The following is a 24,889-nucleotide window of genomic DNA, read 5'->3' as shown; positions in this document are numbered from 1 at the left end:
GGTAAGGGGGGGATACGAGGTAAAAATCATTCCTTTGTCCCCCCCCTTTCCAAGGGGGGTAAGGGGGGGATACGAGGGGGACGGGAGGGGAATCCTAACGGTTTCGTGGTTGAAAAAACTCTGCTACAAATTGACGATCGCTTGCCTCACATAAAAAATCAAAAGGGGCGATCGCATTGAGAGATATGGTATGGTGGGCAAATTTTGTGAGGCTTAAAAATTGTCCGTTCACAAGTTAGCTTTGCCCACCCGACAAAAGAGCGGCTGGAATTAATTTGTAATGGGGAAGAAATTCTCCTCATGCAGAAACAATCCAATGATGTACCCATGAACACCACATGGAGAATGTTTAAGGGATCGAGATATTATTCCCTGTACTGATGAGGAGAATGGAGAGTAGGCATTGCTCTTTTCCCTATCTTGTCTCATTGAGTTGATTGGGGGGATCGATGCGGTTGGCCAGGGTCGCCACGACCACCATAGGTAAACCAATCAGGAAACAGATGCCCCATTGTTGCAGGTTCAGGGGGGCGGTAGAGAACAGATTGTTCATAAAGCCAACTTGACTAAAGATCATCTGTAAAACCATCGTCACGGCGATGCCAATCCAAACCACGGGGGCTGGGGCGACCTCCACGGCGTGGCCTCGGAGTTTATGCCCGAGGCTGATGCCAATCTGACTCAAACTGATTAAGTAGAAAACGCGGCCAAAGACCAGGGCTTGAATAGCCATAGTGCGGGCGAGGGCTTCGGTGTTTCCCTGTGCGCCTGCATCCCAGCCTTTAACCCACTCAAACACACCAAAGATAAGAATCCAGTTAAACAGGGAAATCAGCACAATCCGCTGTAGGAGGCATTTGTTTAACAGGGGACGGTTTGGGGAGAGGGGAGGCTGTTCCATCACCTGCTTGGATTTGGGTTCAAAGGCGAGGGGAACGGTCATGGCGATGGAGTTGATCATATTAAGCCACAACACTTGTAAGGAGAGAATGGGTAACAGGCGATCGAGGAGAACGCTGATGACAATGGTCATAGATTCGCCCCCATTGACGGGCAAGATAAAAGCGATCGCCTTAATTAAGTTGCGATAGACGGTGCGCCCTTCCTCAACAGCGGCCTCAATGGAGGCGAAGTTATCATCTGTCAGCACCATGTCCGAGGCTTCTTTGGCAACTTCCGTTCCCGTTTGGCCCATCGCCACCCCAATATCCGCTTGTTTGAGGGCTGGGGCATCATTCACCCCATCACCGGTCATGGCCACGATATCCCCTTGAGATTGCAGGGCTTCCACCAGGCGTAATTTCTGTTCTGGGGCCACGCGGGCAAAGACAACACCATCTTCCGCTGCTCGCACAAAATCATCTGGAGACATCTCCCCCAGTTCCGCCCCGGTGAAGGCGATGACCTCTCCCGTGCGTTTGAGGCGCATTTGGGCGGCGATCGCACTGGCGGTCACTTTGTGGTCTCCGGTAATCATTTTGACGCGAATTCCGGCGTTTTGACAGGCTTCCACAGCCCGGATCGCCTCCTGACGTGGCGGGTCAATCATGCCCTGTAAACCCAGGAAGACTAAGCCCTCGGCCACATCCTCATGGTCAACCTGAGACCGGGAGGGGGTTTTACGAGCCAGGGCTAAAACTCGTAAGCCGGAACTAGCCATGTTTTCCGCTTGATGATGAATCTCCTTCGCGTCGATGGGGTGGGGCTGTCCTTGGGCATCTAACATCTGGTCGCAACGAGAGACGATCGCCTCCACAGCTCCCTTCATATAAATCACGGCTTCGGTCTCATGTTGCCCCCGATGCAGGGTAGCCATATATTGATACTCGGACTCAAAGGGAATCACATCCTGACGGGGCAATTCGGCATTGAGTTGGGCTAGGGTAAATCCTGCTTTTCGACTGCTGACCAGTAATGCCCCCTCTGTAGGGTCTCCCACCACTTTCCAGCGGTCATCCTCTAAGGCTAAATGGGAGTCATTACAGAGTAATCCCGCTCGCAGACAGTCTCGGAGGGTCGGATGTTGGTCTAAGTCAATGGCTTGATTATCGTGACAGATGTCCCCCTCGGGAGTGTATCCGGTCCCGAGAACTTGGTAAGGTTGTCCCCCTGCATAAATCTCTTGCACGGTCATCTGGTTTTCCGTCAGGGTTCCGGTTTTGTCGGAACAGATGACCGTAGCACTACCGAGGGTTTCCACGGCGGGTAACTTGCGGATGATAGCATGACGACTGGCCATGCGAGATACGCCAATCGCCAGGGCCACAGTGACAACGGCGGGGAGTCCTTCGGGGATGGCACTGACGGCGAGGGCGATGGTGGCTTCAAAGACTTTGTTAATGCTCTCGGCGGTGAAGTCCTCAGCATAGCCTAAGCCCACCGCTAGGGTGAGGGCCGCTACCCCTAAGATAATATAGAGCAGTTGGCGGCTGAATTTGTCAAATTTCCGGGTTAGGGGGGTGATGAGGTTGGTTTGTTTCTCCATCAATTGGGAGAGACGCCCGGTTTCTGTGTCTTTGGCGATCGCGACTACCAGACCCAAGCCCTGACCCGAGGTGACAAAACTCCCCGCATAGGCCATACAGCGGCGATCGGCCAGGGGGGCTTTCTCCTCCACCGGTTGCATCTGTTTCTCCACAGCAGTGGATTCTCCCGTTAACCCGGATTCATTGACTTGTAGGTTTTTCGTCTCCACTAAGCGCAGATCCGCCGGCACTTTATCCCCAGAAGTGAGGATGACTAAATCTCCCGGGACAATCTCCGAGGAGGGAACTTGTCGTTTTTCCCCATCTCGATAGAGGGTCGCTTCGGTTTCGATGGATGAGGAAAGGGCAGCAATAGCATTTTCAGCTTTAGTTTCTTGTGCAAAACTGACGATCGCATTAATCAATACCACCCCCCAAATCACCCAACCATTAGCACTTCCCCATCCTTCTTCTGATAACAAGAATTTCATTGCGCCGGCAATGATTAAGATATAGAGTAACGGTTGATTAAACTGCTCTATAAATCTTAGGAGGGGACTTTTGCCTGCCTTTCCTTCAAGGCGATTGGGACCAAACTCGGCCTGGCGTTTTTCAAATTCAGCTTGAGTTAAGCCACTCTTGGGATTAACGCCCAGTTGGGCTGCTGTTCGCTCGATGGAAAGAGCGTGCCAGTCAGTCCGCTTTGAACTGCGATTTTCATCACTCATGGGTCTAATCTTCCATTCAAAAGGTTAATTACAACAACGGTCTAGTTTTCGGTTAAGGTTTGGTTTAATAAGCCACGCTGTTTGTCATGTGAAAAACAACCGTGGGGAAACCCCCTGCCTTCTTTAGGCCGGGGAGGACGCGCAATATGGCTCTGTTTCATTTTACAGGTTTAGCGTCCTTTCTGCTCTTTTGTTTAGACTGCCATCAAGGGCAATATGACAGTAGGTTGGGTAGAGCGACAGGGAAACCCAGCAGTTGAAGCGAGTCCTCATGTGTGTGACTACCGAGGGTCGCCAATCAACACCAAAAGCGACCAGAACGGGGAAGTGGTTGGCAAAATTGTCCGAAGCATTGCTCCCGCGTACAGCGATCGAGAATGTTCGGCTTGTGGTAAAGAAAGCCAAACTCACCCATAACTGTCGCCATTACCCTTTCAGTGAGTAAATCCCACAGTTTCAGGGGGTTATCCCAGGATGCACAAACCGCTTGGTTGCCATAGGAAATGGGCAAGCAGGAATGAGCAATCGAGCATTAGCATTTGAAAATTGTCAATTAAAAATGTGCAGTTTACCGCTTCCGGTTCCCTTCCCGGTGGCTGTCCAGCAAAAATATAGTTAGTAATATAGTTGTTATGTAGGGAACATAAGCAAGCAAAAAATGTTCGATTTGGTTCCATAGCGGTTATCAACCCAGAGGTTTGATATGCTGTCTGTAGGAATCGATGTAAAAAAATTAGCCCGCGTAGGCGGACTTGGCTCAGCGTAGGCGGATTTCGCTTGCACGGGGGCGATTTCAATCCCCGGCGCACGATGGAACTATCCACGGGAGATGAGATGAGGGGTCACGCAGGGAGCGAATGAGGGGAGGGGAGTCTCGGGAGGGGCGTTCCCCCCGGGGGGGAACGAGGTATGCGGACATCATCGGCGGGGGAATTAGGATTCCGAGTCGCCGAGAATTTGCAGGCGGATCGTGCGATCGCTTTCTTCCCCGAGTTGCACTTCGATCGCTTGACCGGCGAGGCGATCGAGACAAGTGAGCAGCAATCTCAAATTCGGGGTACTCGCGCCGGTATCCACATAGAGGCGATCGCTCAGACTCCCGAGACGCCGCCAGGTGGTGTACAATTTGGCCACGGTTTGTTCCAATTGGGCCGCTTGTTTGACCATATCGGCGGCGGTATTGAGACAACCGACGCGCAAGGCTTCTTCTAGGGCCATTTCCAAATCTACGGAACTGTGGGCGATCGCCTGAACCTGGGCCGCCGCATCTAAATACTTCGATAGGTTGCGCGCGTCGGAGGTTAACTGTTTGACCGTATCCACATCGGGATTAAACGCCGCTTCCTCTCGGATCGACCCTTGGTGGGAGTCGGGCAATTTTTCCATTTCCCGCACCAAAGGAGCCAAATACCGGGGGGGTAAAGAACCGGAGGTGGCTTTTTCCTTCACTTCTTCGGGCAATAATTCCGAAGTCATGGCGGTCCATTCGTCGGAGAGTTGGCGAACTTCGCGCCGGGTGATGCGATCGCCATCCTGCGCCGCCTTCGACACCATTTCCTGCACTTCCGGCGCAGATTTGGCGGTTTCGAGAAAGGCGCGCTTGCTAAACTTATTAATCGTGTCCGGGTCGAGGTGTCCCTGTTGCAACAGGGTATCGGCACTGTTTGCCAGTTCGATCAGGGAATATGCCTGACTTTTACTGATTTCCCGGTCTTTGAGCCAGTTGAGAAAGCCCCGACCTCGACCTTCGCCGCCGATTTTCTCGCGATCGCGAACCGCCCTTAAAATTCGACCGCGCCAAATATCGGTTTGCAGGTCGAAATGGTCGCATACCTTCCACGCATTATCAACCTGCTGCTCGAATTCCACCTCTTCGATGTCCTCATCTTCGGGATCCGGGAGGTGAAAATTCAGCTCGGTGATGCCCTCTAGGGCGGCGGCTAGTTCTGTGGGAGATTCAGGTCGTTGAACCATTGGGAGCAGCTTTTCATCTGTGGGCAATAGCCGATTATGGCACGATTTCGGTATGGTAGAGCCATCCCCTGCGGTTGTCTCGCCGCGATCGGCAGCCATACCGCAGCAGCAAACAGCCATAATACACCCATCCACCCTCGCAATCAACCCTCTATCGGTTCTATGTCTCGAGACTTTTCTCGCCAAAATCTTCGCGGGCGCTCTTTTAAAAGCCAAGACCTCAGCGGTGCCAATTTTCAGGGTGCCCAAATTCAAGGGACCAACTTTACCCGCGCCAACCTCACCGGTGCGGATTTCAGCCACACCAAAGCCGGTCTCAAACCCCTGTGGGCGATCGCCCTGGTGGTTCTCTGCGCCTTGGTCTCTCTCACCTCTGGGTTTATCTCCGCCTTTGCCGGCGATTATATCCAAAGCTTGCTCACCAGTCAGCAAGTCTTTTCTGTAGGCGTCGGTTTGGTCATTATTATCCTATTGGGCGTACTGGCGCGCTTCATCGTCAAGCATGGGCTGGAAGTGGAGGTGAAGCGGGTGGCTGCTGTGGCCATTCTCATCGCCTTGGTAGGCGGCGCGATCGCGGTGGCGATGGATTCGGGAGATGTCAGCGGCGCGATCGCGGTACTCTGTGCGGTTATTTCCACTGCCGCTGTTGCTGTGGCGGGGATTTGCGCCCGCTCTACAGTGGGCATCGCCGGGATACTGACCTTCGCGATCGTGCCCGTGGTGGGAGGCTTTTTTATCCAAAGTGCGGGCAGTTGGATTGGCAGCTTGCTCCTCGCCGCCGCCGCTGCTTTCATTACCCAAAAAGCCGCTAGGGGCTATCAGCGCTATACCATCATCCGCGAGTTAGGCGTCGCCATTGCCGCTTGGGGGGGCACTCGCTTCCACAAAGCTAATCTCACTCAAGCTAATTTCACCGGCGCAACTATCCAAAATGCCGATTTCAATAAAGCCATTCTCGCCGATACCTGTTGGAATGAGGCGGAAAAGCTGATGCTCGCCCGTTTCGATGAAACTCAATTAACCGAGTCCGATGAGGAGGAATAGCCCTGGTTTTCGGGTGTAAAGCCGATCGCAAAACAAACGGAGAACCCCTCTCTGTTCAAGGGTTAAAGGATTATACCCGGTTAGGGCAATTGCTATGCAGGAACAATCGCCATTTAACTTGCAGGCTGGATATTTTATATATAATTTTTACCTCGATTCGAGGGTAGGGTGGAACCCACCACACCGGAAAGTCATGGTTGCAGTTGCCCTGTGGCATTTATGTTAAAATTGCGATCGCATTGAGGGCTATACTTGATAAATGCCATATTTGCCGAAAAAAATTTCCCCCAATCTACATAATATTTTAGGCAACCGGAATTGCTCTTATATCAACGCCTTGGCAAATTATACCATAGCCAGACAAGTGGTGCAAAAATTACTGCGCCAACCTGGACTATACCCCCTTCCGGGCATGGCTATGCGCTTGGCTTGCACGGGTGCGATCGCAGTGGCTACCCTTTTTTTTGACAGCCGGATTTGGTATGCGATCGCAGTGTATGTGATACAAGTCTGCTTTCGGATAGGCATTTACAGGCAAGAACCAAGCAGAGAGATTACTTTTGGTGAGTTGACGCTGAAAATTGAATGGGGATTTCGATTCGCACTTCGGTGCCTTCTCCCGGATGGGAAGAGACGCGCAAGTCGCCGCCGTGTTTTTCCACCACAATCGCACGGGCGACGGATAATCCCAACCCCGTGCCTTTGCCCACTGGTTTGGTGGTAAAAAACGGGTCGAATAGTTGATGCTTAATCGATGGCGGGATACCTAGCCCATTATCGGAAATTGCAATAACTACCCGGGCATTTTCGATGACCGATGTAGTAATTTTAATAAAACTAGGACAGCGTTGCAATTCCTCGGCGGTGAGTTCTTTTTGTCGCTGTTCGATCGCGTCAATTGCATTCGTCACAATATTCATAAACACTTGATTCAATTCTCTAGCGTAGCAGCACACTTGCGGCAAATCGCCATAGTCTTTAATTAGCTGAATCCCTGCATCCCCATCGCCTTTCTGGCAGCGATTTTGCACGATAATTAAGGTGCTGTCAAGCCCCTCGTGCAGGTTCACCTCTTTTAAATCCGATTCATCCAAACGGGAGAAAATTCGCAAAGCTTTGACGATTTCGCGAATCCGGGATGCGCCATCTTTCATCGAAGTCAGCAGTTTGGGAAAATCCTCTTTGAGGTAGTCGATTTCCACCTCTTCGAGTCGGTCTTGAATTTCCGGCTCGGGTGTGGGATAATACTCCTGATATAGCTCTAAAATCTCCAGCAAATCCGTGGCATATTCTTCAGCATAGGCTACATTGCCATAAATAAAGCTGGTGGGGTTGTTAATTTCGTGGGCAATTCCCGCCACTAATTGACCCAAGGCGGCCATTTTTTCGGTTTGAATTAGTTGGCTTTGGGTGGTTTGCAGGTGGTGGAGGGTTTCGGTGAGTTCCCGGGTACGATCGCGCACTTGGCTTTCCAGAGTGAGAGAATACTCCTCCAACTTCTCATTGACCATTTCCAACTGTTGGTTTGCCCGTTTTAACTGCCATTGATTGTGGGAATTTGCGGTTAAAATCGCCGATGCGGTTAAGGCGAAAAACGGGGAAAACACCGGGATAAGCCAACCGCCGAGAAAGGATACATAACCGCAAACCACCAGCAGAAAACTGGCGATCGCCACCACCGCGATCGCGCTACTCAAGCATTCCTGTTTCTGTAGCGGGTAGTTCTGCAGCAACAGCTTGGTGGCGATCGCACCAATTGCCGACCACAGGGCAATCCACCCCCACATCACCCAACGATTTGCCGCCTGCAGCATCCCCCGCCCCTGTAGCGCCCCACTGAGAATTTGGCTAGTGAGATTTGCATGAATTGCCACCCCGGGAGTCAGGGTAGGCGTGGCAAAAACCACACTATCGTAAGGCGTTTGAAAGCTATCTTTCAAACTCGGGGCAATCGTACCCACAAAGACGATGCGATCGCGCATCAAATCCGGCGGAATCCGATTTTCTAGCACATCAGTCAGAGAAATGGTAGCAAACTTGTCAATTCCGCCGCGAAAATTCAATAAAATCTGATATCCCCCGGTATCCGCCCCCAAATAATTCCCCTCATTTCCGGTGAGGGGAACGAACACCGCATCCCCCAATCTATAACTATTATTTTCTTCATCAACGCTCTCCAATTCAATCCCGCGATCGGCCAAATACATCAAGGCCAATTTTGCCCCCAACCCTTCGCGAAACTCTCCATTTCCGGTTCCGATTAAAATCAAAGCGCGGCGCACCTTACCATCCGCATCTAAAATTAAATCCGCCGCAGCCACTTGACCTAAATCGTTTAAAATGGGCGGGGGAGCAACGCCATTACCCCCCACCTTTTGAATGCCGATTAAATTGGGAGTGGATTCAAACACCTGCACCAATTGTGCATGTCCCGGTTCCACGGGCAAATCGCGATAGATATCCAATCCGATCGCCGCCGGTTCTTGGGCTTTTATATGTTGCAAGACCTGCGCCATCGCCCGATCGCTCATCGGCCATTGTCCGATATGGTTGATATCCGCCTCATCGATCGTGACAATAACAATGCGCGAGTCCGAAGTCTCTGGGGGGCGCAGATGAAAAAAGCGATCGAGACTGGCCCATTCGAGCAAGTGAAAAACCCCAGTAAAGCTACAGGCGACAGTCACCAACGTCACACTGGGCGCGATGAACAACACCCCTCGCCATGCCCGAAGTGTGGGATGTTGTCCCACACGTTCGGCGATCGGTCGGATTTGCTGCCAGATTTGCCCCATCATCGATTACAGTTGCGGTCCGAGAGGCGCAGTGGCGATCGCTTCGAGTCCCACCTGAGCTAACAAGTCTGCCAAATCCGCCGCCAGGGTAGGATTGGGCTGTGCTTGCAACTCCGAGACTAACACCGCCAGGGTATCGTACCAAATGCCCGATGCGGCATAAACCTCCGCCAATTCTGCTGGCGCGAGTGCGGAAATATCTCCCGTTGTGCGGGGCGGTTCCACCCGCTTCACCCATCCGGTAATCCGGTAACTATCCGGACCGAGCATTTCCCCTGCTTGCAGGGGAGCAAAAAACCACTGATAGTTTTCCCCAATTTCCAATTCCGGGGCGTCTTCCGGGAGGGTGAAGCTGACAATTCCCACTGGGTCGGAAATCGCCCGGGTGGTTTGATATACCGTTTCCCCGGAGGCAGTTTGTAGGCTAAAAAAGACCCGATTGGTGGCGCTGGCGGGCAGGTAAACGAAGAAGGTGGGACGGGCGATCGCGGTTCGTCCGATATTGGTTTCGGGAAGCACTGCGATCGGGGAGGGGAACTCATCGCGACGAGTTCCCCCAGAAACGGTGTTTTCCGGGGTATCTCCCCCCGGCGGTTTGAAGGTAACATCTCCGCGCGTCCCGCCGCCAATGGTGTTAACCGGTGCTTCTTCCCCCGGCGGTTTGAAGGTGATATCCCCGCGCGTCCCGCCCCCGGCGGTATTGCGGGGTGCTTCTTCTACAGGGGGTTGGAATCGCATTCTGGCACCGCGAGTGCCGCCCCCAGCGGTTTCGGCGGGGGCTTCATCGTTGGGCGGGATGAATTCCAAGCTGATTAAAGTGCCTCCACGGGAGGGTTGTCCCTCCGGTTTGGGGGTTAAACTGGCATTGGCGGCGTTAGTGCCTCCGATACCGATCGCCAGTACACTGGTAGCGGCGATCGCGACCCAATGTTTTCGGGTGTAATAATCTGTAATATTGGCGTTCACTATCCTGACCTCTCGATAACACGGTTGTGAAAACCCCGGTATTTTATAGCCAATTGCCCACTAATACAAATGGTGCCCAATAATAGGGCAGATTGTACGAGGAATCGTGCAATAGCTTAATTTGCGCTTGACGCAAAGCTTCCGCTTTGCTTACACCCCCCCCCGATCGCGCCAGTCGCGCGTAAAATTCGCTCATCAACAACGCGGTAGAGCGATCGCTCACGGACCACAGGGTGGCCAAGGTAGACCTGGCCCCGGATCGCAAGGCAAATCCGGCAATTCCTAAGGTCGCTCTTTCGTCTCCGGCGGCGGTTTGGCACGCACTCAATACCAATAAGTCAATCGGACGCAAACTGCCTTGTTGCCGATTTTCCAGCAATTGCGCGAATTCCTTCACATCGATCCGGTCGTCCCAGGTAAGCAAAAAGGTCTCTTCTGGGTTAGAACTAAATTGACCGTGAGTGGCCAGGTGAACCACCCGAAACCGATGACGGTCCATCTGTTTTTCCAAGGCGGTGCGGGTAAACTGGCCATCGAGCATCACCTCGGCATCTATGAACCCCTCAGAGGCGATCGCGGCAATTTGTTTCACTTCCGCTTGCACGCCGGGGAGGGAGGAAAAACCCTGGCGCGCTACCGTGAGTCCCCCGGCTAATACTTGCAGTTCTTTTCCCTCGAGACCTTCGGGAAAGAGCTGCAACCCCGGACTGAGTGCGATGCTGTATTTCTCGATTAAATAGCGTTCTCCATCATGCAGAGCCGCCATTGGCAGGTTTCGCAAGAACCCATCGAGGACGAACACGAGCGTTTTTATCTGGTTGGCTTCTAGGTCGGATTCGGCAGGTCCGATCAGCCAATCATAAACATGCTGGGATAATTGTATGCGCTCATTACTAGAATACCCGATATAGAGAGAAGAGTACAAGTTTTCCAGGATTTTTTCCAATTCGGGGCGCGGCAAAATTGTGGTATAATGCCGCAACGGTTGATTGGGAATCGACAGAATGACTTCTAAGCGATCGCGTAAAATAATCGGGTAAATCCCTGCCGCTTGCGGGTCGATTTCATCGATGGCGGCGGGTTTCACTTTGATGCAAGCATCGCGAAAAAAGTTATCCAATTCCTCCAATTGCAAGGCTTCCATTACTTCGCGCGCTTGGCGCAGATTCCCTTGGGAGGCATTGGGTTGCAGCAGCAAGCTGACGTATTCGCGATAAATCGGTTCGACGCTTTCGCTAAAGTTAAACTGCACCTCGGGATTGATGGCAACTAAATCGTTTCGCAAGGATTGCAAGGTGTCGAAGGCGTGACCGTAGGCGGCGATCGCCTCGGTGGTGTTTCCCTGCTGTTGCAAAATCCGACCCAACTGCCAGGAAGCGCGGGCAACAATATCCTCGGCATTGGCACTTTGCGCCATTGCCAACGCTTGTTGGGTGAGCTGTTTGGCTTCTTGCCATTGTTCTTCGCTGCTGTAGAGTTTGCCCAGTTGCCACAATGCGGCTGCTTCGGCGCGGCGATCGCGCAAGTCTCTCGCCTCTTGTACCGCCGAGGCTAATATATCAGCAGCAACAGTGGCAGACCATTGGGGTAATTCGTGCAGTTGTAACCCGGTAGTTTTGGACTCCAACCCCATCGCGCTATGAACGAAGTTCACCCGCGCATACACCGCCGCCCGCGAGGGAACTAACCGGGATAAATCCCCCTGAATTTCCGGTATTAAGGCGATCGCCTCGGGCAGGGTATCAGTTTCTACCAACAGGCTCAGTTCGTTCAGTTTCGCCTGTACCTCAAACAGAGTATCCCCGGCATTTTTCGCCGCTTCTCGATAGTATGCCAGGGCAATATTCGGTTTGTCCAAATCTCGGGCAATATTCCCAATACTCAACAAAATCACCCCAATTTTATCCCGGGCATGAAAGTCCTGGACAATCTCCCAACTTTGTTCTAAAATGGCTTTAGAACGTCGTATGTCGCCTATGGTTTGCAGAGCAATGCCTAAATTTGCCAATCCATCGGCTTTCAGCAGGGAATCCGGTTGCGTTTCCAGTTGCACTACTAAGGACTCTAACAAGGATTTTGCCTGTCGATATTGTCCCAAAGATTGCAAAGCAGTGGCTTGGTTGATTTGAGTGCCCAACTGGCCGATTTCATTGTCGGCGCGATCGTAGGCGGATTGCGCTTGTTTCCAGGTTTCTAAGGCAGTTTGCGCGTCCCCCATCGCCAGTTGTAAACTGCCTTGGGTATTTAAAGCTTGCCCCAAAATCGCCATTCCGCGCTTATCCAGGTTGTCCTGATTTTCCAGGATATTTAAACTCGATTGCACCCGGGAAGCAGCTTTTTCCCATTCCCCTAAATCTTGATAGGCAAAGGAGAGATAATTTAAGGTTAAGGCGTGATTGAACCTATCGCCTATCGCTTCATATTCCCGCGCGGTTTGTTCCCACAACATGGCGGCGTCAAACAGTCGCCCGCTGCGATACAGTTCTCGGGCGCGTTGCAAATTGCCATTGCTTGCGGAAGGTTCTGGCACAGAAGCGATCGCCCCTACCGGCAAATGCAATAATTCACTTGCGCCTGGATTTTCCCGGCAATTAGAACCCACCACCGATTCGGACGCAGCACAAATCATCGACCCAGGTGGGTGGGCATGGTTGGCGATCGCGGGCGAAGTGACCAATACGAACAGAAAGCTCAGGCAACCATACACCAATAAAAGACCGAGAGAATAGCCTTTTTTCTTGGCATTTTGGCGATATCTTAGGCGCTGGCGCGGGTGCTTTTCCATTGGGTTGTCGCTCTTAACCTGGATATTGAGATGACCGTGACAGGTGGCGCGATCGCAAATCCCTTGGCAGTGAATTTCACCCCCCGGTTAAGGATTCAATTAACTTTACCACAATTAAGCCTGATTTAATGGGTTTAACTATCACGAATTATCATCATTTTAACGGGAATTTTGGCTAGAAAAACGGGAGGAGGGAAAGCAACTCGTTGCCCAGCCTACCAATGATTAACGATGGGATTCCCCCTCAAAGACGTAGGGCAATTCGCTCGATCGCCGGAACCCTGGCGGGAACATGGGCTTAAGGTAAAGGGCACTGCGCCGCCGGATGCCAGAACCCATCGGGATTTCGAGCGGACTTATCCGCCACTAATCGGACATTGCCTCGGGCATCAACAGCGAAACCCCGCGCTTCCACCAGGGGAAGCGCAGAGGGGGCAATGGGAGGGGTTGCGGCGGACTGGGAAGGCCGATCGCGATGGTCTGCGGGGGAAAAATCTTGCAGATCGCGCCAGAGAATCTGAGGGCGAATCGTGGCGGTGGGGTCAGCGGGAATCCCACCGCGTCCGGTAACGGTAAAGGAGTTGCCTTCATCCCCCGCACATCCGATGACAATTTGCCCGCTGGGGTCTTGCACCTGGGTGGGCAATTCCACCAATCCGGAACTCGGATCCACCTCGGGAGTATTAATGGCGATCGTGCCGGAAACCCCAAATTCAGAACTGGCAGACAGCAGACTATCCGGGGCGATAAAAAGACCTTGACTGTCGATTTGGATATTGCCCCCGGCACCTTGAATCGCATTGGCGAGGATTTGGCTGTTCTGCACGGCGGTGAGAGTGCCGGTGGTGAAGGTGACGTTCCCGCCAGAAGCAGTGCCGGTGGCGGTGGTGGTAATCGAACTATTGCGCCGCAGTTCGATATCGCGCGCCTGGAGGCGAATGCTGCCTCGGGTGCCGGCAGCGCTTTCGGCGCTCAGAGTCCCGCCGCGATCGAGCTGTAGGTCTCGCGCGTGGATTTCCAAGTTGCCGGCAGCACCGGTGGCGGTAGCGCTAACCGCCACTTGTCCGCCGTCGGCGATCCGGAGGCGATCGGTTTCCAGGCGCAAATTTCCCGCATCCCCCGCGCCCTCACTGAGTGCTTCGATCCGACCCGGAATGAGGGAACTGGTCGCGATCGCGCCATCGGCGGGGGCAGGGTTGACCGAGGGAGAACCGCTGATGTCCACGGACTCGGAGGCGAAAATCGCGATCGTGCCCCCGCGACCGGATCCCCTGGTGGAGGCGCTGATTTTCCCGCCCTCGCGCACCATCAGTCGCCCGGTGAAGATTTCCAACCCCCCGGCATCGCCGTCGGTGCGCGTTTCCACCTCTAGGGTACTGGGTAGGTCCTCAGCGTCGCCCCGGATTTCCACGGACTCGGAGGCATGAATGGTGAGGTTTCCCGCGCCTCCTTGGGGATTCTGCGTCGGGAAGGCGACCGAACTGGTAAAAATGCCGGCTCCATCGCGCACGATCGCCCGTTTGGTGGTAATCCTCAAGTCAGCAGCATTTGCATCCCCCACGGTGGTGGTGGCGATGTTGGTGGGCAGTACCACAGACCCTCGAGTGCCAGTGCCGATCAGTTCCACGGACTCTGACGCGGCGATCGCGATCGGGCCGGCGGAAACGCTGCCGTCGGTAAAGGAGGCAATTTGTGACCCTTCGAGCAGTCGCACGTGGCGACCCTGCACCTGCACCGCGCCACTGCCACCCCCCGGGGAGCGATCGGTCACATCGATGGTAGCTCCCCCAGACAGGGTAATATCGCGGAAATTCGACCCTGGGTCATAGCTGAGGGCAAACCCGCTGGGGATGGAATTCAGGCGCACTTCACTGTTGCCCGCCACACTGCCTAATTCCACTCGTCCTCCCGGCGGAGTGAGAAATCCCCCAGACAACCGCACCTCTCCCCCCACCAAGGCTAACGTGCGATTCGCCCCCACTTGCAGTCCTCTGGGCACTCCCCCGAGGGTTTCGTCGGGATTGGCAACCGACTGATTGACGATCGGCCCGGGATTGGCTCCAAATTGCAGGCCCACCGGCACGCTGAGGGTAAGCAAGGGGGGCGCGGAACCGTCCCGGGCGCTAAATTCCGTACCATCGGCAAATAGCAAGCGATCGGCAGAAGAAACCACCACCGACCCCCCAATCTCTAAGCTGGCATTCGGTCCGAAAATCACCCCATTCGGATTGAGCACAAACAGATCGGCTCCCCCATTGGCTTTTAAAATGCCATCAATGTGGGAAATCTCGTTTCCCGTCACCCGGTTGATAATCGTTTGCACCTCCGGGGGGTTCTCGAACACCGCCGCGCCCCCAGTGGGGATGGAAAATTCGCGAAAGCTATGAAACAGTCGATCGCCGACCCGCGCCCCTCCCTCGATCGCAAACCTGCCGTTTTCTCCCGGGATGACTTGGGTGGGGAGGGTGCCATCCCCGGCAATTTGCGCCCGCACGGTAGCCATTGGCATCAGGGTCAGCACTGCCAAATACCCCGCTACCCCAAACAGTCGGTTCCATTGCGGTTTCATCGGTTTTCGCGTCCGGTGATTTCTCCCTCCTATTTTAAATTGCAAAGGCGTGCTGAGTCAATGGGTAATCTGCTCAGACGCCTATTTTTTATTTCGGGCAAGTTCCCCCTCCGATTTGATTCAGTATTTGCACTGATTCTTGGCTAAATCTTGGGGAAGATTAAATGCACCAGGGCGGAAAAGGAACGGGAGTACACCCTAGGGGATTTTGCTGCGCCTCGGGTTTTTCTAGCAGGCTTTCAACGGATAGGGAATGCTCTGGTAAATTTTCTGGACTTAGCGATCGCGCTGGTGTGGAAGCTGTAGCTCCTACAGCAGTCATGGCTAAGCTGAGGGCAATTGCGAGAGAGGTTTTGCGAGACATGAGAGTTCTCCTTCGTTCGCTATTTGAGAGAATCAAGCTGCATCTTTAGTCCAATGGGATATGTCCCGGTGGTGGTGTAGCTTCTGATGAATATCCTGGCATAGCTCTCTCGTTTTTCGGTGTGTTTTTTATCACAATTTACCGTGAGTTTTGTCACGAAAACCTGCGATCGCTACCCTCGAAAAACTCACTATTATTGTTAATAAAATTGGCAAAAATTACGTATTTTTACTGATAAATTGCATGAATACAGGAGCCGAAAGATTAAGAATTGAAAAAATCGGCAAAAATCGCCAAGCTGGGCAATGGTTTAACCCAGTGGGGGCAGAGCCTACCCCGGGGAAACGGCCCGCCTTCGCTCCCCCAGTCCCTCTCTCCTTTGTGCAATGTGCAAGTTGCAGTCTCGGCAGACACAGCCGGCCTCAATTGGCAATTGGCAATTCTCAATTCTCAATTCATCGGCGATCGGCCTGGGGAGGAATCGGCAATCAAGTTGACGAATTCGCCGATATGCAGCTAGGATGAAAGCAAATCAAGGTTCAGTGTCAAAAAATCAAACCTAGACTGCTAGATAGAGCCTATCCATATGCCGGTCTATACCTATTTATGTCCCAGCACCAATGTCAAGCTGGAAGTCACCCACAGTATCCACGATAAAGCGCAAACCTGGGGCGAGTTATGCCGATTGGGAAAGCTCGATCCCGGAGAGACCCCAGCAGACGCCCCAGTGCGCCGCTTAATTAGCGCCCCCGCCGTCATTGTCCCCACCGGAAACAGCGATTTAAAGAGTCAAGGATTCAGCAAACTGGTGAAGCGAGACGAGGGGGTATATGAAAACGTCACCGCCACCGATGGAGAAAGTAAAATCGTCACACCGGGCGATCGCAGCACCTATCCGGACTTAAAAACAAAACTGGGAGACTGACCCAATAACTGCCAGTCATAACTCCACATTTCGGTTTCCCAAGCTGAGTTATTACCGCTCAGCTATTTTTTTACAAATTTTCAAAATTTGAGCTATCTTAAAAAGCTATAACCCAAGAATCCATCCGCAATCTCGGATGGGATTCCCTGTCGTGTACCTGGTATCATTTATGCGAGTTTTACTGCTCTATCCTCGGTTTCCAAAAAGTTTCTGGTCATTTGAAAAAGGCTTAGAGTTAATCGGTCGCAAAGCACTCTTACCCCCCTTAAGTTTAATCACCGTTGCCGCCATTTTGCCCCAAGAATGGGAATATAAATTGGTCGATCGCAACATCAGCGAAGGAGTCACCGAAGCCGAATGGGAATGGGCAGACCTAGTGGTTCTCTCCTGCATGATCGTGCAGAAAGAGGACTTACTGGCACAAATTCGCGAAGCAAAACGGCGCGGAAAGCGGGTAGCAGTGGGGGGGCCTTACGTCACCGCCTTACCTGACGAATCGCGCCAAGCCGGTGCGGATTATCTGATTTTAGATGAAGGGGAAATTACCCTGCCCATGTTCGTAGAAGCCCTCGAAAAAGGCGAAACCAGCGGCGTATTTAGCGCCAACGGCGAAAAAGCAGATGTCAGCCAAACCCCCATTCCGCGTTTCGACTTATTAGACCGCCACGCCTACGATACAATGGCGATTCAATTTTCGCGCGGCTGTCCTTTTCAATGCGAATTTTGCGATATTATCGTCCTCTACGGACGCAAATCGCGCACCAAGAGTCCCGCCCAAGTGCTAGCGGAACTCGATCGCCTGGTAGAACTCGGCTTTACCCAAGCGGTATTTTTAGTCGATGATAACTTTATCGGCAACAAACGTAATGTGAAACTGCTGCTTAAAGAGTTAAAAGTCTGGCTGGAAAAAAACCGCTATCCCTTCCGCTTTCTCACCGAAGCCTCTGTGGATTTAGCCCAAGACCGAGAACTGCTAGAGCAGATGGTGGAATGCAATTTTTACGTGGTCTTTTTAGGCATCGAAACCCCCGATGCCGAGAGTTTAACCTTAACTAAAAAATTCCAAAATACCCGCGATTCTCTCAGCGATTCCGTAGAGGCGATGACCAAAGCGGGACTGCGGGTGATGGCTGGATTTATTATCGGATTTGATGGGGAAAAACCCGGGGCGGGAGAGCGCATCGTGCAGTTTGTGGAAAAAACCTCCATTCCGATGGCAATGTTTAGCATGTTGCAAGCGCTTCCCAATACCGCCCTCTGGCATCGGTTAGAGAAAGAAAAGCGCCTCAACAGTCAAATGGGTAATGGGAACCAAACCACTTTAATGAACTTCGTTCCCACTCGTCCTCTAGAAGAGATTGCCCGGGAATATATCGACGGATTTTGGCAACTGTACGACCCCATGCGGTATTTAGACCGCACCTACCGACATTTTATGATGATGGGAGCACCCCGCAATCCGGTCCCCCGGCGGCGACTGAATTGGGGTACCATTCGCGCCTTGCTGACCCTGTGTTGGCGACAAGGGATTGTGCGCGAAACCCGCTTTAAATTCTGGATTTATTTATTCAGCATTTTGCGGCACAATCCTCGGGTTTGCGACCATTATTTAGCGGTTTGCGGCTTGTTGGAGCATTTTTATGAATATCGCGCGATCGTCCGCGACCAAATTGAAAGCCAACTGGCAGAGTATTTAGCTGCAAAAGCAGCAGCAGAATCTTCCAGCGAATCAGTGCAAGAATCCGCAGCGGCTTAATCGGGAATCCCACTCCCCCGGCATGGAATAAAACCGACACGGGGGAGTTGAAAAGGATGATTTGTACAGAGAAAAAAGGCGGCAAAATTGGGGGGAAATTATTCCAGAAAAGTTTAAAGTTTGTCCGAAAAACCTTGACGATATCTGCGGGATTGAGTTAAGCTAAAAAGCACTTTATACGGGGTAAACTAAAGTGATAACGGACCATCGCAAAGCACTGGCGATCGCCAGTTTAGCCCTCACTGCTAGCTTGACAAGCTGTAAATCAAATATCGCGATCGAAGGCAGACCGGATCCAGACCCGAATCGGGCTATTCTTCCCGCCGAATATATTGTCTACACCCAAGAGTCTTCCGTAGTCAATTCCCCGACTCCCGGTTTTGAAGAAACCGTACTCCCCACCGCCAATCAATTCATCGGCGAACCGGGATGCTATGTTGCCTGTTATTCGCGCAATCCACAGCAAAGCGTTTATTCCGTAGGCGGCGGCATTCACGTCATGGGACAAGTGCGAGTTCCCGGAAGCTATGACGGCAAAATTTGTCGTCCGCAAGACTACGAACAAGCCGATATTAGCGCAGAAGAGAGCTTCAAACAACTCTGCGCCGATAACCTTCCCGAGGTCTGTGAAGGCAACAGTTGTTGGGCGGGCGGCGACACCGGCGGTTGGTTTGAAATTCCGTAATGAATTGACCCAATTCTTGGATCGCAAATTCCGTCTGGCGTCAAGTACCAAAACGGCTAATTTTGGCTGCGATCGCGCCACAAACCTTTTAGGGCGATCGCGGCATTTCCTATTTATCTTCCGGATTCAATTTAATCATCGCCCAAGTGGTATAAGTCCCAATCGGACTCCAAATTAAATAGGGAACTAACAACCCAAACGCCCACAGGGAAATCGGAAAAACGCTCACCGCCAACATATATCCTAACAGCGCCCCAGTTCCCCCAACAATCGTCCCCACCATCAGACTGTGAAGCTTGCACATCACTGGCGTGTAAGCGATCGTCACCATCTCCAGGACTAAATAAAACCCCATTAACACCCAAGTTTGCAAGCTACCCGGATCCGCCTCCCATACCAAAACTGCAGACCACGCCGCGCAAATAAAAATCACCGTCCAAATAATCGGAATTGCCCGTTCAAACGTCAACCATCGAGGACGCTGTAGGCGATTAAACCAGCGAATATCGTCACTATTCAGCCGATTTCCGACCACCGCCACCAATACCGTAACCGCCGCGATCGCCATCCAAGATTTAATCATCAATTCCCTCCCACTTGCATCCCCCAAAAAACCCCTCCAGTATAGCCAATTTAAAATTCTCCTCGCATTTCAGACCCTCAACCAATCACCAATCACCAATAACCAACAACCAACAACCACCTATCCCAACGTGTACAACCATCCATCCCGGGCGCAAATTCTGACAATTCCATCCCAAACCACCGGCGTCGCTTCAAAAGAAATGCCCGGTTTAAACCGGCCCGATTCTTCCACCACTACGCGCAAAAAATCCCCCTGGGAATTTTCCACCGCCTCTGGATTATCCGGAGACGTGGGTTCAAAATAAAGGTCAAACATATACACCCCATTATACCCAGCAGCAATTAACTTATTCCCCTCAGTAAAAATCGGCGTAGAAATCGACCCGCCGATATTTTTTTGAAATAAAACCAACGGCGTATCGTACTCTTGCTTTCGCCAAGGGCCTTTCACCGTTTTGCCCGTGGTTTTATGTTGCGACCCCACATACAAATTGCCATCGATCGCGCTAGTGGCGAATAAAGCAGGAAACGCGCCATCCGGGTTGTATTCATCATTCAACGACACCGACCCGATAATCCCCCCTTTCCAACTGCTAAACTTGCGATTTCCCGTGGGGAGAAACCACTCCACCGCATCCGACGGATTTCGGTTGGGATTTAACTTAATTGCCCCGCCCTTTCCGGGAATATATTGTTTTTCTATAGCGCAAAATAGTTTGTCATCTTTAGAGATAACCACACTCCCATCCAAATCCGACCCCGTAAAGAAATCCCAGACAATGGTTTGGCTTTCGATACTAATCCCATAAATATGCCCCGAACCCGCCGCCACGAATATTTTATCTCCCAATCGCGCCGGGGAAGATTCGGTCACGAGATTGCCCCCTTGGCGGGAAATGTCCGAGGTTTCGTATAGTTTAACTTCTGCTAAAATTGGCGGTTGTTTGAGTCCGGATTTCATCCTTGCCGAGGCGGTGGAACTATTGAGAAAATATCCGATTCCATTTTCCCCGGCATTAAATAACATGCCATTGCCTAAATCTATCGCACTGCTATCGTTATCGCGACTGTAGCTATTGGTTTTGCGGATATCTAGTTTCCACAGTTCTTCCCCAGTTCTAAAAGACAGGGCGCGAAAACTGGGAATTGGCTTTGGTGTAGAGGTGGAATTTTTGTTACCCAAGCGACTTCCTTGCAGCACCACAATTTGATTGTCTTCATCTGCAGTAGGGTCGAGATAAATCGTAGAAGAGCCTTTAATCACATCATCGAATTTATAGCGCCACACCTGTTCGTTGGTGGCGATATCGATTTTTCGCAAACTGTGGTCATAGGCCCCGATAATCAGATAAATTTTGCCTCTATCTTTGGTCAGAGTTGGCTGTCCGGTCCATCCCGCACCACTCCAGGTTTTCCAAATTCCGGCCCGCGTTCTCCCGGTTCCGAGGGGGAATTTATCCAGTATATTTAAGCCCTCCGGAATGCCGCGTCCGTAAAATCGGCGCTGGTCATTTCCGAGGAAGGTGGGGACTAACAATTCCGTGTCTACAGTCATCTGCGCCAACATCGTATTGACTTGGCCATTAACCGTGTTTGAAATGTTAGTTTGCGGGGCGATGACTGGGGGAGTTTTCGCCCGACAAGCTTGCAGCAATGTGGGCGGAATCGATGCCCCGAGAACAAATTGGAGCGCGCGTTTGTTAAACTGTCTTCTGGTGAATATCATAGTGGTAAAAACTCCCCGATCGCGGAAAATTTTGCTTGACAAAATGGGTTGAATAGGGTATGTCATTTTCGAGCAATAGCTGGAAAATGAATGAGTGGGTAGGGTGTGTACTGCTTTAGGGGCATCCCCAGAGGTTTTGGGATGGGGGATGGAAACGGTGAGTCGGTGGGGTTGTTTATAATAATAGCGGAAACAGGGAAAGTGGCTATGGAGACAAAGGGGGGTGAAGAGCGTCCCTCGGGGGTGCGATCGGAACCTTCAACTCCCGGCTGCGTCTTGGAATGAATAGATTTTGCGTGCGAAATTGTCAGTTGGATCGGTTGAGTGAAAAGGCCATGAAACCTCAAAGTTTGCTGTTGGGAGTTTTGTCGGCGAGTTTGGTCGGGAGTTCAACGGTGGTGAGTCTTCCCGTTCCCACAGTCGCCGCCGAATTTAGTGTAGAAGAACAAACGACGATTGATGTTTATCAAATTGCCAGTCCGGCGGTAGTCACCATCAAGGCGGGGCGAGGGTCCGGATCGGGCAGCATTATCAGTGCGGATGGGTTGGTGTTAACCAACGACCATGTAGTGCGCGACGCCAGAAACCGCAGAGTGCAGGTGATGACCAGTGAGGGGGAACGGTACGTGGGGCAGGTGATTGCCACCGATCGCCGCAACGATTTAGCATTAGTGAGGTTGCAGACCCGCGATCGCCTACCCACTGTGAGAATTGCCGACCCGGATGGGATTCGCGTCGGGCAACGAGTGTATGCGATCGGCAGTCCGTTTGGGTTGTCCGGAACCCTGACCACCGGCATTCTCAGTCGGATCGCCGACAATGGCGACTTGCAAACCGATGCGGCGATCAATCCCGGGAATTCCGGCGGTCCGCTACTCAATTCCCAAGGCGAACTGATTGGCGTGAATAAGGCTATTTTAAGCCCCGGTCGCACCGGTGGCAATATCGGGATTGGATTTGCTACCTCCGCCACCGTGGCGCGCACCTTTATCGCCCAAAATCGCTCCAGCAGGGTCGCCGAGTCGCCACCCGAAACCCGCCAGCGATCGCCCGAATCCCCGCCGCGCTTGGGAGTAGCGATCGACCGTCGGTTTGTGGTGCAATCCGTAGAACGCGGTTCCGTAGCGGATGAAATCGGATTGCGGGCCGGCGATCGCTTGTTGGGCCTCAACGGGCGGCGTCTGCGGCGCGTAGAACAACTGCTGGCTTTTCTCAATACTCGTCCGCGTTCCGCCATTCTCACCGTGGGACGAGGACGCCGGGTGGCCCACGTGCGGGTGAATTTTTGAACCATGACCCCTGTCTCGATTCTCCCAAAAAGTCCGCCGTGGCGGACTTTTTTTTTTGCGGTATTTATGGCTTATTCACTTATTGAATTTTGCCGACAATTTATCGGGCGCGGTGTTGTTTTTATTTCGGTATAATATCATTCAAACTGCCAATTATTTTGACAAATTATGGAGAGGCGGAGCCTCGGGGAGGGCGTTCCCCCCAGGGGGGAACGAGAAAAAACGAGAAAAAAAGCCCCGCCTCCTGGAAGGGGCGGGGCTTTTTTAGGCGGATTTCGGATTACAAGTAGCGGACAATTAGCGGGATTAAGACCTCGATAACTTGTCCGGTGAGATTATCTTTAACTCTGGCTTTTCTAAAGGCGGTGCGGGCGCTGTAGGAAAAGATACTTTCCGAACTCATGCCGCCGATTAATTCGACCAGTTCGTAACGACCATCTGCACTGCGATCGGTGGTGATAAAATCACCATAACTGCCGCCACCGGTGCGATTGAGAATAATCGGTAAAGCGCGCACGATGGGATAGGATTCACCCTCGAGCATCATCCAAGTTGCCGCTAAATCGGGAATTGGTAATTTAGCGGTAGCGGGGGGGGAGAAAACGAGACCGGAACACAAGGCAAAACCCGCACTAAATAAAAGGAGTTGAATTTTTTTGGCAAGTTTCATGGGAGTGACCGAAAGTGTTTGACAAGGCGCGAAAAGTCGATTCCTTTGCAGGAGCGATCGCGCCTCTTTGCTAGATGGCTCAACTGACTGCATCCGCTGGGCAAGTGTTCCCCCGAGATTCCACTGGATGGCGATCGAAAAATAGCAGGGGGTGCAGGTTTTTTCCCAGTCAAAATGCAGTGGCGGGGTAGTTCTGGCGTCCTTTAGGGCGCTTAAAAGTCTCGCGGTCCGGTATAGTTAGATAAGTCCGCCAGTTCTTCTAAAGAACGCGCGCCAGAGTAAAGTTGGCCGTTAATTTCCCAGGTGGGATAGCCTTGAATATTGGCAGCTTGACAGAGATTCGGTTGTGGATTTTCGCCGTTGGGGTCGCATTCGATGTAGGTGAGTTCTTTGACGGCTTCTTGACCGAATAATTGTTTTTGATCCAGACAGTGACCGCACCAAAATGCGCCATACATTTTTGCCCCCGTATCGGAGAGATGTTGGGCTAAGACAACATTAGCCGGACTGGAAGTGGTGGTAATCGCATAGCCGCCTGCTGAGTCGGCGCGGGGACTATGAATCGGGGAATAAACTGCTAAAGTACCGACTAAAGTAATCATTCCCACCACAATGCCGACAAAAAAGAGTTGTCCCATGTCTGGCCATTCGCGACCGATTAGGGTTAAAATAAGTAAGGCCAGAGAGCAGATAGCCGAGCCAATGCAGTACAGACAAAATGACTGAATTTCTGAGGTCATTACGTACATTAAATAGGCGCTAAAAATGGTCATGGCCGATGCGCCGGCAAATAAGCCCAGCCAGGTCCAATTTTCTAGCTGCGATCGCAAAGATTTGTTCGACTCCGACGGCACTAACCAAGGGGTCACCGCCATGCCCGCCATTGCCAGATAAGCGAGCAAACCATAAACGGCTAACGGCAAACCAAACACCGTAGCATAGGGACTTTCTAGGACTTTATCGCAGCCTTCCGTGGGACAGGCTGCCGAAGCCCCGGCAAATGATACGATCGCCAAATAAGCAGTGATGATGGCACCCACCGTGGCGATCGCCCCTAAAATAAAACGGGACTGGCGATGAATCCAGGGCGCAGAACGTCTCCGACGCATGAAAACCTCCGGTTGTATTTTCAGTGATTCGATTGTCACCCCCTGCAAGGGCAACGATTCGCATTTTCTGGTTTTAGTATAAACTCTCCAGTTTGGGGGAAAGTCTAGGCCGTCAAGCATTTTGCCCACAGGTTTGGTGCGACTTTTCTTCAGCGCCACAGATTTTTATTCCGGCAATTTTTTTTTAAATCCTTCGCGAAGATTTCATCACAAGGAGTAGGCTGGGCATTATGGAGCCGAGCAGGGGTTTAATGTCCCAGTGCAAGCGGTTGTAACTGTTGCGCTATAACAGTGAAAGGGAAGTGCGATTCGTTCCCGCAAAAGTGGATGGTAAATTCCGGAAACGTAAGCGGGGCAAGGAATACAGCCCCTAAAGGCTGGAACCCCCTACAGGATTGTAAATCCGACGGTCGGCTAAAACAAAACGGTATGAACCGATACAAAATAGCCACCC

At 52.1% G+C, this 24,889-nt stretch carries 18 protein-coding genes; 7 read left to right on the top strand and 11 right to left on the bottom strand.

Annotated features, from left to right (window positions below):
* Positions 1-415 precede the first annotated feature (415 nt).
* Positions 416-3,193 (bottom strand): HAD-IC family P-type ATPase, encoded by a 2,778-nt coding sequence (locus LKK83_RS08740; RefSeq protein ID WP_324630690.1) that lies wholly within the window; start codon positions 3,191-3,193, stop codon positions 416-418.
* Between the two features lie 216 nt (positions 3,194-3,409).
* On the opposite strand from LKK83_RS08740, the gene LKK83_RS08735 reads away from it, so the two are divergent.
* Positions 3,410-3,610 (top strand): hypothetical protein, encoded by a 201-nt coding sequence (locus LKK83_RS08735; RefSeq protein WP_324630689.1) that lies wholly within the window; start codon positions 3,410-3,412, stop codon positions 3,608-3,610.
* A 516-nt stretch (positions 3,611-4,126) separates the two neighbouring features.
* Here LKK83_RS08735 and LKK83_RS08730 read toward each other — a convergent pair.
* On the bottom strand, positions 4,127-5,167 hold the full coding sequence (locus LKK83_RS08730; protein WP_324630687.1) for a hypothetical protein: 1,041 nt from the start codon (positions 5,165-5,167) through the stop codon (positions 4,127-4,129).
* A 36-nt stretch (positions 5,168-5,203) separates the two neighbouring features.
* On the opposite strand from LKK83_RS08730, the gene LKK83_RS08725 reads away from it, so the two are divergent.
* A complete protein-coding gene (locus tag LKK83_RS08725; RefSeq protein ID WP_324630686.1) occupies positions 5,204-6,211 on the top strand; it encodes a pentapeptide repeat-containing protein in 1,008 nt (335 codons plus the stop codon).
* 554 nt (positions 6,212-6,765) lie between these two features.
* On the opposite strand, the gene LKK83_RS08720 is transcribed toward LKK83_RS08725, so the two are convergent.
* The 5 genes from LKK83_RS08720 to LKK83_RS08700 form a co-directional block, all read right to left on the bottom strand.
* Positions 6,766-9,009 (bottom strand): CHASE2 domain-containing protein, encoded by a 2,244-nt coding sequence (locus LKK83_RS08720; protein WP_324630685.1) that lies wholly within the window; start codon positions 9,007-9,009, stop codon positions 6,766-6,768.
* A 3-nt stretch (positions 9,010-9,012) separates the two neighbouring features.
* Positions 9,013-9,972: a DUF928 domain-containing protein gene (locus tag LKK83_RS08715; protein ID WP_324630684.1), complete on the bottom strand. Its 960-nt coding sequence runs from the start codon at positions 9,970-9,972 to the stop codon at positions 9,013-9,015.
* A gap of 43 nt (positions 9,973-10,015) precedes the next feature.
* On the bottom strand, positions 10,016-12,757 hold the full coding sequence (locus LKK83_RS08710) for a CHAT domain-containing protein (RefSeq protein ID WP_324630683.1): 2,742 nt from the start codon (positions 12,755-12,757) through the stop codon (positions 10,016-10,018).
* Positions 12,758-13,055: 298 nt separating this feature from the next.
* Entirely contained in the window at positions 13,056-15,326 is a 2,271-nt protein-coding gene (locus LKK83_RS08705) for a two-partner secretion domain-containing protein (protein ID WP_324630682.1), read from the bottom strand.
* A gap of 160 nt (positions 15,327-15,486) precedes the next feature.
* Positions 15,487-15,690: a hypothetical protein gene (locus LKK83_RS08700; protein ID WP_324630681.1), complete on the bottom strand. Its 204-nt coding sequence runs from the start codon at positions 15,688-15,690 to the stop codon at positions 15,487-15,489.
* A gap of 150 nt (positions 15,691-15,840) precedes the next feature.
* Here LKK83_RS08700 and LKK83_RS08695 point away from each other — a divergent pair, with 150 nt between their 5' ends.
* From LKK83_RS08695 to LKK83_RS08680, 4 genes are all read left to right on the top strand, one after another.
* Positions 15,841-16,215, top strand: a complete 375-nt coding sequence (locus LKK83_RS08695) for a hypothetical protein (protein ID WP_324630680.1) — start codon at positions 15,841-15,843, stop codon at positions 16,213-16,215.
* Between the two features lie 61 nt (positions 16,216-16,276).
* Entirely contained in the window at positions 16,277-16,615 is a 339-nt protein-coding gene (locus tag LKK83_RS08690) for a zinc ribbon domain-containing protein (protein WP_324630679.1), read from the top strand.
* A 169-nt stretch (positions 16,616-16,784) separates the two neighbouring features.
* Positions 16,785-18,371: a B12-binding domain-containing radical SAM protein gene (locus LKK83_RS08685; RefSeq protein ID WP_324630678.1), complete on the top strand. Its 1,587-nt coding sequence runs from the start codon at positions 16,785-16,787 to the stop codon at positions 18,369-18,371.
* Between the two features lie 193 nt (positions 18,372-18,564).
* A complete protein-coding gene (locus LKK83_RS08680; protein ID WP_324630677.1) occupies positions 18,565-19,056 on the top strand; it encodes a hypothetical protein in 492 nt (163 codons plus the stop codon).
* 109 nt (positions 19,057-19,165) lie between these two features.
* Here the strand turns inward: LKK83_RS08680 and LKK83_RS08675 are convergent, their stop codons facing one another.
* Positions 19,166-19,639: a TspO/MBR family protein gene (locus LKK83_RS08675; protein ID WP_324630676.1), complete on the bottom strand. Its 474-nt coding sequence runs from the start codon at positions 19,637-19,639 to the stop codon at positions 19,166-19,168.
* A 120-nt stretch (positions 19,640-19,759) separates the two neighbouring features.
* Positions 19,760-21,367, bottom strand: a complete 1,608-nt coding sequence (locus tag LKK83_RS08670) for an outer membrane protein assembly factor BamB family protein (protein WP_324630675.1) — start codon at positions 21,365-21,367, stop codon at positions 19,760-19,762.
* A 335-nt stretch (positions 21,368-21,702) separates the two neighbouring features.
* On the opposite strand from LKK83_RS08670, the gene LKK83_RS08665 reads away from it, so the two are divergent.
* Positions 21,703-22,656, top strand: coding sequence for a S1C family serine protease (locus tag LKK83_RS08665; protein ID WP_324630674.1), 954 nt, complete (start codon positions 21,703-21,705; stop codon positions 22,654-22,656).
* Between the two features lie 280 nt (positions 22,657-22,936).
* Here LKK83_RS08665 and LKK83_RS08660 read toward each other — a convergent pair whose 3' ends face one another.
* Both LKK83_RS08660 and LKK83_RS08655 read right to left on the bottom strand, forming a co-directional pair.
* The gene (locus LKK83_RS08660) at positions 22,937-23,326 is read right to left on the bottom strand and encodes a hypothetical protein (protein WP_324630673.1); all 390 of its coding nucleotides are present in this window, start codon (positions 23,324-23,326) and stop codon (positions 22,937-22,939) included.
* Between the two features lie 212 nt (positions 23,327-23,538).
* Positions 23,539-24,435, bottom strand: coding sequence for a vitamin K epoxide reductase family protein (locus LKK83_RS08655; RefSeq protein ID WP_324630672.1), 897 nt, complete (start codon positions 24,433-24,435; stop codon positions 23,539-23,541).
* Positions 24,436-24,889 lie beyond the last annotated feature (454 nt).

Source organism: Phormidium sp. CCY1219, from assembly GCF_035615515.1.
Taxonomy (GTDB): Bacteria; Cyanobacteriota; Cyanobacteriia; order Cyanobacteriales; family Laspinemataceae; genus CCY1219.
Note: the sequence above shows the minus strand (reverse complement) of the source record. Positions and strands in the feature narration are given on the sequence as shown.